This window comes from Citrobacter sp. wls718, assembly GCF_005280945.1.
Taxonomy (GTDB): Bacteria; Pseudomonadota; Gammaproteobacteria; order Enterobacterales; family Enterobacteriaceae; genus Citrobacter; species Citrobacter gillenii.
This window is the reverse complement of record NZ_SZWV01000037.1, coordinates 57,013-68,524: the sequence shown is the minus strand read 5'-3', so window position 1 is coordinate 68,524 and position 11,512 is coordinate 57,013. Positions and strand designations below refer to the sequence as shown.

General features: G+C 52.6%; 10 protein-coding genes. 3 read left to right on the top strand and 7 right to left on the bottom strand.

Annotation, left to right across the window (positions count from 1 at the left end; all coding sequences use genetic code 11):
* The 7 genes from gudD to syd form a co-directional block, all read right to left on the bottom strand.
* Positions 1–1,314, bottom strand: a 1,314-nt coding sequence (gene gudD / locus FDW95_RS07170) for a glucarate dehydratase (RefSeq protein WP_137363460.1), incomplete at its 3' end; no start/stop codon positions are given.
* A 21-nt stretch (positions 1,315–1,335) separates the two neighbouring features.
* Complete coding sequence (locus FDW95_RS07165) at positions 1,336–2,676, bottom strand: enolase C-terminal domain-like protein (protein ID WP_115257593.1); 1,341 nt, start codon at positions 2,674–2,676, stop codon at positions 1,336–1,338.
* A 2-nt stretch (positions 2,677–2,678) separates the two neighbouring features.
* A complete protein-coding gene (gene gudP / locus FDW95_RS07160) occupies positions 2,679–4,031 on the bottom strand; it encodes a galactarate/glucarate/glycerate transporter GudP (protein ID WP_096755896.1) in 1,353 nt (450 codons plus the stop codon).
* 479 nt (positions 4,032–4,510) lie between these two features.
* Positions 4,511–4,960, bottom strand: a complete 450-nt coding sequence (locus FDW95_RS07155) for a flavodoxin (protein ID WP_096755895.1) — start codon at positions 4,958–4,960, stop codon at positions 4,511–4,513.
* Positions 4,961–4,979: 19 nt separating this feature from the next.
* Positions 4,980–5,762, bottom strand: coding sequence for a tRNA pseudouridine(65) synthase TruC (gene truC, locus FDW95_RS07150; RefSeq protein WP_096755894.1), 783 nt, complete (start codon positions 5,760–5,762; stop codon positions 4,980–4,982).
* Positions 5,762–6,091: a YqcC family protein gene (locus FDW95_RS07145; RefSeq protein WP_096759337.1), complete on the bottom strand. Its 330-nt coding sequence runs from the start codon at positions 6,089–6,091 to the stop codon at positions 5,762–5,764. The genes truC and FDW95_RS07145 overlap by 1 nt, the downstream gene beginning before the upstream one ends.
* A 632-nt stretch (positions 6,092–6,723) precedes the next feature.
* On the bottom strand, positions 6,724–7,269 hold the full coding sequence (syd, locus tag FDW95_RS07135) for a SecY-interacting protein (protein WP_115257591.1): 546 nt from the start codon (positions 7,267–7,269) through the stop codon (positions 6,724–6,726).
* A 68-nt stretch (positions 7,270–7,337) separates the two neighbouring features.
* On the opposite strand from syd, the gene queF reads away from it, so the two are divergent.
* The 3 genes from queF to FDW95_RS07120 all read left to right on the top strand — a co-directional run.
* Positions 7,338–8,186 (top strand): NADPH-dependent 7-cyano-7-deazaguanine reductase QueF, encoded by an 849-nt coding sequence (gene queF, locus FDW95_RS07130; protein ID WP_137363457.1) that lies wholly within the window; start codon positions 7,338–7,340, stop codon positions 8,184–8,186.
* Between the two features lie 113 nt (positions 8,187–8,299).
* Positions 8,300–9,664, top strand: a complete 1,365-nt coding sequence (gene ppnN, locus FDW95_RS07125; RefSeq protein ID WP_096755891.1) for a nucleotide 5'-monophosphate nucleosidase PpnN — start codon at positions 8,300–8,302, stop codon at positions 9,662–9,664.
* A 561-nt stretch (positions 9,665–10,225) separates the two neighbouring features.
* Positions 10,226–11,512, top strand: a 1,287-nt coding sequence (locus tag FDW95_RS07120; RefSeq protein ID WP_096755890.1) for an HAAAP family serine/threonine permease, incomplete at its 3' end; no start/stop codon positions are given.

The window sequence follows — 11,512 nt, the reverse complement described above, 5'->3', positions numbered from 1 at the left end:
ATCAAACGTCCAGTTCGGGATCAGGTATTGCATTCCCATGGCATCATCACGCGCACCCAAGCCGTGTTGCTGATACAGTTCGTGGGCTTTCATTACCTGATCCATATCGATCTCTACGCCCAGACCCGGTTTTGCCGGAACCTGTACCATGCCGCCTTTGATTTCAAACGGCTCCTTGGTCAGGCGCTGATTGCCTTCCTGCCAGATCCAGTGGGTATCGATGGCGGTGACCTTGCCCGGTGCCGCTGCCGCCACATGAGTGAACATTGCCAGCGAGATATCAAAGTGGTTGTTGGAGTGTGAGCCCCAGGTCAGACCGAACTCATGGCACATCTGCGCCACACGCACCGAACCCTGCATGGTCCAGAAATGCGGGTCCGCCAGCGGGATATCAACGGATTGCAGCGACAGCGTATGTCCCATCTGACGCCAGTCAGTAGCAATCATGTTGGTGGCCGTCGGCAGCCCGGTCGCGCGACGGAATTCCGCCATCACTTCACGCCCTGAGAAGCCCTGTTCGGCACCGCACGGATCTTCTGCATAGGCCAGAGAGCCTTTCAGATATTTACCGATGCTAATGGCTTCATTGAGCGACCACGCACCGTTAGGATCCAGCGTCACTCGTGCCTGTGGGAAGCGTTTCGCCAGCGCCACAATCGATTCCGCCTCTTCTTCCCCTGCCAGCACACCGCCTTTCAGTTTAAAGTCGTTGAAACCATATTTCTCATACGCTGCCTCCGCAAGACGCACCACCGCATCCGGGGTCATTGCTTCTTCATGACGCAGGCGATACCAGTCACATTTTTCATCTGGCTGGCTCTGATACGGCAGCGGCGTCGCTTTACGGTTGCCGACGAAGAACAAATAGCCGAGCATTTCGACTTCGCTACGTTGCTGTCCATCACCCAGCAGAGACGCGACGTTGACGCCCAGATGCTGGCCCAGCAGATCAAGCATTGCCGCTTCAATACCGGTAACCACATGAATAGTGGTACGCAGATCGAAGGTCTGCAAACCGCGCCCGCCAGCATCGCGATCGGCAAACTGGTTACGTACCGCGTTCAGCACGTTTTTATATTCGCCGAGCGTTTTACCCACTACCAGCGGAATCGCATCTTCCAGGGTCTGGCGGATTTTCTCGCCACCAGGGATTTCGCCGACACCAGTATGACCAGAGTTATCTTTGATAATCACAATATTACGTGTGAAGAACGGGGCATGTGCGCCGCTCAGGTTCATCAGCATACTGTCGTGGCCCGCAACCGGGACCACCTGCATGGCGGTAACAACGGGGGTCGTAAATTGTGTGCTCATAATAAAGTCCTTATTCAAAATCTAGTGGCGGCCGAAAACGGGGCGTTTACGGTCGAAGGTCCATCCAGGGATCAGGTACTGCATCGGACCCGCATCATTACGCGCGCCGCCGGGCAGTCTCTTGTAGGCTTCATGGGCCTTGTTAACCTGTTCCCAGTCCAGCTCCACGCCCAGCCCTGGGGCGTCCGGAACCGCAATTTTTCCGTGCTTAATCTCCAGCGGATTTTTGGTCAGGCGGCAATCGCCCTCCTGCCAGATCCAGTGGGTATCAATCGCCGTCGGCTTGCCGGGCGCAGCAGCGCCCACGTGGGTAAACATCGCCAGCGAAATATCGAAGTGGTTGTTCGAGTGACAGCCCCAGGTCAGCCCCCAGTCATCGCACAACTGTGCCACGCGCACCGCACCAGAAAGCGTCCAGAAGTGCGGATCGGCCAGCGGAATATCGACGGAGTTCAGCATCACCGCGTGGCCCATTTCGCGCCAGTTAGTGGCGATCATGTTGGTCGCCACAGGTAGACCAGTCGCGCGGCGGAATTCTGCCATCACTTCGCGACCCGAGAACCCTTGTTCGGCACCGCACGGATCTTCAGCGTAGGTCAGCACATCGTTCAGCCCTTTGCACAATGAGATAGCTTCATCCAGCAGCCAGGCGCCGTTAGGGTCGACCGTAATACGTGCATCCGGGAAACGTTTTTTCAGCGCACGGGCGGTCTCAATTTCCTGCTCACCGGGTAGCACGCCGCCCTTGAGTTTGAAATCTTTAAAACCGTAGCGGTCCTGCGAGGCCTCCGCCAGGCGCACGACCGCCTCGCTGTTCATCGCTTGCTGATGACGCAGGTGATACCAGTCATGGTTGCCCGGTGTCGTCTCCAGATACGGCAAATCTGTCTTCGTGCGATCGCCTACGTAGAACAGATAGCCCAGCACGGTTACCGCATCGCGCTGCTTGCCCGGCCCTAACAGTTCACAGACCGGCACGTTGAGCGCTTTGCCCAGCAGGTCGAGCAGCGCTGCTTCCAGCGCAGCTACCGCATTAACCCGCAGCTCAAAGGTCCAGGCGCCTTTACCGAAGGTGTCAAAGTCAGCGGCCTGGTTGCCTTTATGCACCTGCTGCACCACTTTGTTCAGACGGGCGACTTCCTGGCCTAATACCATCGGGATGGCGTCAAGGAGCGTCTGATAAATCACTTCACCGCCCGGCGCTTCACCGACGCCGGTATTCCCGGCGTTGTCGGTCAGTACCACGATATTGCGGGTAAAATACGCGTTATGTGCACCGCCGATGTTGAGCAGTATGCTGTCATGACCGGCTACCGGAATAACCTTCATGTCGGTGATAACGGGACTCGATTGTGTTGTCATCGTCATTGCCCTGCCACAGGTTTCAGTTCGATACGCTTAATATCGCCCACCAGCACCAGATAGCTCAGCACCGCAATCAGCGCATGCACCCCAACGTAAATCAACGCACCGTTAAACGAACCGGTGGTGCCCACGATGTAGCCAATCGCAATCGGCGTGACGATACCGGAAATATTGCCGAACATATTGAACAGACCGCCGCTCAAGCCGCTGATCTCTTTCGGCGCAGTATCTGCCATCACTGCCCAGCCGAGCGCACCAATGCCTTTCCCGAAGAAGGCCAGCGCCATAAAGCCAATAATCATCCATTCAACGTCGACGTAGTTACAGAACACCATCACCATCGACAACAGCATACCCATCACGATCGGCGTTTTACGCGCAATATTCAGCGATCCGGTACGACGCATCAGCCAGTCGGAAATAATCCCGCCGAGCACGCCGCCCACAAAGCCGCAGATAGCCGGAACCGACGCCACAAAACCGGCCTTCAGAATCGACATGCCGCGCGCCTGCACCAGGTAAACCGGAAACCAGGTGATAAAGAAGTAGGTCAGCGCGTTAATGCAATACTGGCCGATGTAGATCCCCACCATCATGCGCGAACCAATCAACTGCTTAATTTGTCCCCACTTCACGCTGAACGGGACTTTCGTTTTCGCTGCCGCCTGATCCATGTTGATCAGCGCGCCACCAGCGGCGATGTAATCCAGCTCTTTTTGGTTCACGCCCGGGTGCTGGTTAGGTTCGTGAATTACTTTCAGCCAGACGAAGCTGATAACGATCCCGAGGCCGCCCATAAAGAAGAACACGTGCGACCAGCCCACTTCGTGAGTCAGCCAACCCATGATCGGCGCGAAGATAACGGTGGCAAAGTACTGTGCGGAGTTAAAAATCGACACCGCCGTGCCCCTCTCCTGCGCCGGGAACCACGCCGCCACAATGCGACTATTGCCGGGGAAGGAAGGCGCTTCGGCTAAACCGACAAGGAATCGCAACGTAAACAGCGCGATGATAATGCCAAAGCCGCTGAAGATATCGACGAAGCCTTGTAGCAGGGTAAACAGGGACCAAATAAAGATGGACCAGAAGTAGACACGTTTAGAACCAAAGCGGTCGAGCAACCAGCCGCCGGGGATCTGGCCGATAACATAGGCCCATGAGAATGCAGAGAAAACGTAACCCATACCGACAGCATCGAGGCCAATATCTTTGGCCATCTCCGAACCGGCAATGGATAAGGTGGCGCGGTCGCCATAGTTGAAGGATGTGACGATAAACAGCATCACCACTATCCAGTAGCGAGCATTAGTGCGCTTTTCCGCGCCGCTCGCCGCCTGACTTAATGAACTCATTGTTGCACTCCTGAATTTTCGCGTTTTTATTCGCTCACTCTGAATTGCAAAACCGGTAGGGGTCAGAGGTAACGTTTGGTGTATAGGCAGCTTTTTTGGAGGTTGTTCGCCTTGCATGCTGCATTTTCTTATAACTGGCATGAGGAGTATAAAAAGCAGGCAGGAAACACTCACCGTGCAACAACACAGTATTTCGTCCACACACCAAGCCTGTTTGTGGCAAAAGCCCTGGTGACTGGAAGCAACTTCACGGAAATGAAAACCAGAGGGTTGAATAGGGAAATGTCAGGACGGAAAAGAAAGGAGTGTGAAACGGGTCGCTTGACCCTATGAAAACGCCTGTAAAACCACTTTCAAATGAAGGTTTTTACAGGCACTTGCCCGAAGCTAACACGATTCAGTTCTATTAGGATATGACCAGGTCGTTCTTTTTGCTTGCTGGCACAAGCAGGACACCCTCCCGGTAGGGGGGGGAAGCCTCAAGACAGGAGAGTTCCCCAATGTTCTACCCAGGGATTGGATTCACTTTCCGGCTCAGGGTGCTCGCTGGCATCAATCAACAACATCTCACCCACGCGCTGCGCGCTTTGTTCCTGCAACAACGCGTCGAACTGTTTTCCGCCGTTGCAGAAGTTAACGTAGCTGCTGTCGCCGAGTGCGATCACGCCATAATGCAGATTTGGCTGAAAACCAAGATTATCTTTGATCCCCTGAAACAGTGGCACAATGCTGTCCGGAAGATCGCCCTGCCCGGTCGTTGAGGTCACCACCAGGACGTATTTGTCTTGATACGCCTGCCAGTCAGCCAGCTCTGGATCCTCGAACACCGTAGCCTTATGGCCCTGTCCGGTAAGGATAGCTTCAGCCTCTTCGGCTACCAACAGCGAGTTTCCGTACATCGTGCCGACAAAAATACCAATTTCCGCCATAACCTTTTTCTCCAGGGACTTAAGAATCTATTTGCTCATCCTGACCTGACCGCTCGCTGAACTCAACCCTTTCATTCTCAGGGAGAAGTCCACGCCAGCCAAACTGCGATAGCGCCTGCATCCAGACGTCATCCAGACCCGCGCGAATCACCAACGGCTCGCCAGTGAACGGATGGGTAAGCGTAAGCTGGCTGGCATGCAACATTAAGCGCTGGCAACCGAAATGCTCCGCCGCACTGCGGTTTTGCCGCAAATCACCGTGCTTACTGTCGCCAATAATAGGATGGCGTAAATGGGACAGATGCCGCCGGAGCTGGTGTTTACGACCGGTTTTAGGCTCAAGCTCTACCAGTCCGTAGCGAGTCGTTGGATAACGCCCGGTGGCCACCGGCATTTCTACCGTTGCCAGTCCGCGATAGTGGGTGACCGCCGGTTGCGGATCTTTATCTTCACGGGAAAATTTGTCGGCAATTTTATCCAACTCTTCCACCAGCGGGTAATCCAGCACCGCGTCATCCATTAACCAGCCACGCACAATCGCATGATAACGCTTTTGAATTTGATGCTGTTCAAACTGCTGCGACAGCAAACGCCCGGCTTCGCTGGACAATCCCATCAGCAGCACGCCGGATGTCGGTCGGTCGAGGCGATGCACGGTAAAAACATGCTGACCAATCTGGTCACGCACCGTTTGCATCACGACCACTTTCTCATCGCGGTCGAGCCAGCTGCGGTGAACCAGCCAACCAGAAGGTTTGTTAACAGCAACCAGCCATTCGTCCTGATAGAGGATCTCAAGCATCAGGATTTATCGCTGGTAAACAGTGCATCCAGCTCCTGTAATGCAACGAGAAGCACTTCACGCTGTGGATGGTCGGCGGTCAGCGCCATTTCGTAATACGGAGCGATGGCAAACGCCTCTGGAAGCGGCTGCGCGTTATCAAGCAGAGCATGCATGCGGGGAATCAATACCCATTGCAGCCATTCAACCGGCTCCATGGTATCCATACAAAAAGGCTGCGTGCTGGTAAATAAATGCGCCTCAGGCTCATCCATTCGCCAGTGATTATGCTCACGCAACAGCGCTTCAAGCGCGTGGAGTTGCTGGCGCACACGGTCATGAGTCGTCATGAAATTAACCTCATTGATGAAAAATGTGGCGCGAAGAATAGCATTTGTGGGCCGGAAATAAAAAAAGGGAGCACTGTAAAAACAGTGCTCCCGGTTCGTTTCGCAGCATTCCAGCTACTTTTAGTGCTCCCTGCTCATCCATGACAACTTTTCCTGTGGTCTTGCGACCTGTTCATCCTGAACGTTTGCATCCTGCTCACATCACCCCGATGTGAAAACTTCATCCTGAAGTGTCCCTGGCCATCCTGACCCGCCGACCATCCTGCCCGGCTCTCATTCTCCTTCCTGGAGGTGTCCTTTAACGCATCCAGCGTTTTCCTCTTTGCTTCGTCCTGAAGCCTATCCTTGTAACACCATCCTGGTGTGTCCTGCAGAAGTGTCATCATCCTGATGTTCACTTCGTTGTGCGACTCCTTGTCGACGTAGATAGAATCGCCTGTTTCGCTTTGTCTTACAAGATACTTACAGACATTCCTTTAAGGTTTTTTTCATATGAAAGCAGAGAATAAAACATCAACTAACTGAATTACATACATTTACTATGAAGGCCCTGCATTAAGCTTTCACTTATTACCTGGCGATCTCCTACAGGGTTTGTAAGAGATCTCTCACACGCATGCGGGCAAAATGGATTACAGAACTGGCTTAAGTTGAGTCAGGAAATCCGCAAGAGAGGCCGCCAGCACCGTTCGTTTGCGAGTCCCCAGCGTTTCTTTGCACACTTCCCCGGACAGGTTACACACCGAAATGACATCCAGTTCATTTTCCTGTGTCGCAATAAACAGCGTCGGCGAGAGCTTGAGCCGCTTTTGCGTGACCAAATGGCCAATCAGGTTTTCCTGAACGCGCCTGAAGTCATCTTCGCTCCAGGTTTGCAGCAGCGTGAGCTTTTCATCGGCAAACTGCGCGTGCATGTCCCCGGCAAATTGGGTGGTATAAAAAGCGTGAACGGCGGGTTGTACCACAATATCAAAGGCGCGTTCAACCGCGTTTACGTTCGTTTCGCCCACAAACGGCTGAGGCTGCCAGTACACGGCATCGCTGGTCGTGGAAATAATGCATGGGGAAGGTACGCCATATAATTCTTCGCTGAGAGGCCAGCTGTTATTTTTCTCATGCCATGCATCGCAATAGCGTGTCGTAAAGGCCGTTAACGCCTGCGCAGTCAATTCGTCCACTGATTTCTCTCTTCACAAAAGCCAGGATACACTTGACGCATAGTGTATCTGGTTTATGACGGTGAAACATGTCTTCTTATGAAAACCATCAGGCGCTTGACGGCCTGACCCTCGGTAAATCAACAGATTACCGGGACAATTACGATGCCAGTTTGTTGCAGGGCGTTCCGCGTAGCCTGAACCGCGACCCGCTGGATTTAAAGGCCAATAATCTTCCTTTTCATGGCGCCGATATCTGGACGCTGTATGAACTGTCATGGCTAAATGCCAATGGCTTACCGCAGGTTGCCGTCGGACATGTCGAATTAGACTACACCAGCGTGAATCTGATTGAATCAAAAAGCTTTAAGCTGTATCTGAACAGTTTTAACCAGACCCGCTTTGATTCATGGGATGCCGTTCGCCAAACGCTGGAACACGATTTGCGCGCCTGCGCCGAAGGCGATGTTCACGTGGCGCTGTACCGTATCGACGAGCTGGAAGGGCAGCCGATTGCTCATTTCAATGGCACCTGCATCGATGACCAGGATATTGTCATCGATAACTACCAGTTCACCACAGATTATCTGGAGAACGCCACAAGCGGCAAGAAAGCAGTGGAAGAAACGCTAGTCAGCCATCTGCTGAAATCTAACTGTTTGATCACCCACCAGCCCGACTGGGGTTCTATACAAATTCAGTATCGTGGACGAAAAATCGACAGGGAGCAGCTGCTGCGTTATCTGGTGTCCTTCCGCCATCATAATGAATTCCATGAACAGTGCGTGGAGCGCATTTTCAATGACATTCTGCGCTTCTGCCAGCCGGAAAAGCTGAGCGTCTACGCCCGCTACACGCGACGCGGCGGTCTGGACATTAATCCATGGCGAACCAACACCGATTTTGTCCCTGCCATCGGCAGACTGGTGCGTCAGTAACTTTATTTCTCAATTTTGCGTGCCGGATTCCGCGCGCAAGGTTGTGAAAGGTCATAAGCCAGAGCTATTGTAATCAACAGGGAATGACGTGTTGCGTCCCATAAGGAGTTTACTTGATTACACATATTAGCCCGCTTGGCTCAATGGACATGTTGTCGCAGCTGGAAGTCGATATGCTTAAACGCACGGCCAGCAGCGACCTGTATCAACTGTTTCGTAACTGTTCGCTTGCCGTCCTGAACTCCGGCAGTTTGACCGACAACAGCAAAGAGCTGCTGTCTCGTTTTGAAAGTTTCGACATTAACGTGCTGCGCCGTGAACGTGGCGTTAAACTGGAACTGATTAACCCGCCTGAAGACGCGTTTGTTGATGGACGCATTATTCGTGCGCTGCAGGCCAACCTGTTTGCCGTCCTGCGCGACATTCTTTTCGTTAACGGCCAGATCCATAACGCTGGTCGTTTTCAACGTCTGGATCTCGAAAGCTCGGTTCACATTACCAACCTCGTCTTCTCCATCTTGCGTAACGCCCGGGCACTGCACGTCGATGAAGCACCGAACATGGTTGTCTGCTGGGGCGGTCACTCCATCAACGAAAATGAGTACCTGTATGCTCGTCGCGTCGGTACCCAGTTGGGCCTGCGTGAGCTGAACATCTGTACCGGCTGCGGTCCTGGTGCGATGGAAGCCCCCATGAAAGGCGCGGCGGTGGGCCACGCCCAGCAGCGTTACAAAGACAGCCGTTTTATCGGCATGACTGAACCGTCAATCATTGCCGCCGAACCGCCTAACCCGCTGGTCAACGAACTGATCATCATGCCGGACATTGAAAAACGTCTGGAAGCATTTGTCCGTATTGCCCACGGCATTATCATTTTCCCTGGCGGCGTAGGAACGGCGGAAGAGCTGCTGTACCTGTTAGGTATATTGATGAACCCGGCGAACAAAGATCAGGTTCTGCCACTGATCTTGACGGGGCCAAAAGAGAGTGCGGACTACTTCCGCGTGCTGGATGAATTTATCGTACACACGCTGGGTGAAGACGCACGTCGCCACTACCGCATTATCATTGACGATGCTTCAGAAGTCGCTCGCCTGATGAAAAAAGCGATGCCGCTGGTGAAAGAGAATCGCCGCGACACCGGTGATGCCTACAGCTTTAACTGGTCGATTCGCATTTCACCTGATTTGCAGATGCCATTTGAACCGTCCCATGAAAATATGGCGAACCTGAAGCTGTACCCCGATCAACCAGTTGAAGTACTGGCTGCAGACCTGCGTCGCGCGTTCTCCGGCATCGTCGCGGGTAACGTCAAGGAAGTAGGTATTCACGCTATTGAAGAGTTTGGACCGTACAAGATCCACGGTGACCGAGAGATGATGCGCCGTATGGATGACCTGCTGCAGGGCTTTGTCGCACAGCACCGCATGAAGTTGCCGGGTTCGGCCTACATTCCTTGCTACGAAATCTGCGCCTGATGTTTAACGCCCGGTAGCTGCGGCTACCACGATGACAGATTTGTCCATATCCAAGCCGGTTTTGGCCTCGCAGCCAGCCGGCTTTTTTAGTGATACCAGTCACATAGCTCAACTCCTAACATAAACATCAATAATGTTTCGTCAAAAAACCCTCAATACGCAAACGTTTACCTTTCAAATTCGACCGTGACTTATTGTCATAAATTATCATTAGTTGCAAGAATCCACTGAAAATGACAGTTTTTACAGCGCAACACTCGTATCTTCTCGCGTTCTCTTTCACGTCATATGTCGTTAATGCTAGCCTTCGCGCCCGTAAATCCGCTTTGGTTATTTTTTAATAGATTAATGGTCCAAATTTATCCACATAAAAAGTGGATTATTGCATTTGGGATCCCGATCACTGATACATTCATAACTTAAATGTATCTTTCCGCCCGAAAATTATTACGGCGAAAAATTATATAAAAAATCGCTAATCGGAATTCGTTTTACAGTCGGGTCTTTTTTCAGTGGATTGAACCCAAACCTGACTTTTTAAGCTTCCTCCAGGAGAAATAGATGGAAAACACGCAAACCAGCACTATCGTTACGGGCCAGACCCGCAGCGCATGGCGCAAGACTGACACCATGTGGATGCTGGGCCTTTACGGTACGGCAATTGGCGCGGGTGTCTTGTTCCTGCCAATTAACGCCGGTGTTGGCGGTCTGATCCCGCTGATCATCATGGCTATTCTTGCCTTCCCAATGACCTACTTTGCACACCGTGGTCTGACCCGTTTCGTGTTATCCGGTAAAAATCCGGGTGAAGACATCACCGAAGTGGTAGAAGAACACTTTGGTGTTGGCGCAGGTAAACTGATTACGCTGCTCTATTTCTTCGCTATCTACCCAATTCTGTTGGTTTATAGCGTAGCGATTACCAATACCGTCGAGAGCTTCCTGACCCACCAGTTGGCAATTACGCCTCCGCCGCGTGCCATCCTGTCGCTGATCCTGATTATCGGTATGATGACCATCGTGCGCTTCGGTGAGCAGATGATCGTGAAGGCGATGAGCATCCTGGTATTCCCGTTCGTTGCAGCGCTGATGCTGCTGGCGCTGTACCTGATCCCTCAGTGGAGCGGTGCGGTTCTGGAAACCCTGTCCTTTGACTCCGCAGCAACCACTGGCAATGGCCTGTTGTTGACCCTGTGGCTGGCAATTCCGGTAATGGTATTCTCCTTCAACCACTCACCGATCATCTCCTCCTTCGCCGTTGCGAAGCGTGAAGAGTACGGTGATGAAGCAGAGAAGAAATGCTCCAAGATTCTGGCATTCGCTCACATCATGATGGTGCTGACCGTTATGTTCTTCGTCTTCAGCTGCGTGTTTAGCCTGACCCCGGCGGATCTGGCTGCGGCAAAAGAGCAGAACATCTCCATCCTGTCTTACCTGGCGAACCACTTTAACGCACCGATCATTGCCTGGATGGCACCGATTATCGCGATGATCGCTATCACCAAATCCTTCCTCGGCCACTACCTGGGCGCACGTGAAGGCTTCAACGGTATGGTGATTAAGCACCTGCGTGGTAAAGGCAAATCCATCGAAGTCAACAAGCTGAACAAACTCACTGCACTGTTCATGCTGGTTACCACCTGGATCGTGGCAACACTGAACCCAAGCATCCTCGGTATGATTGAAACCCTGGGTGGCCCAATCATCGCGATGATTCTGTTCCTGATGCCGATGTATGCGATTCAGAAAGTCCCGGCCATGCGTAAGTACAGCGGCCATATCAGCAACGTCTTCGTTGTGATTATGGGTCTGATTGCCATCTCCGCTATTTTCTACTCGCTGTTTAGT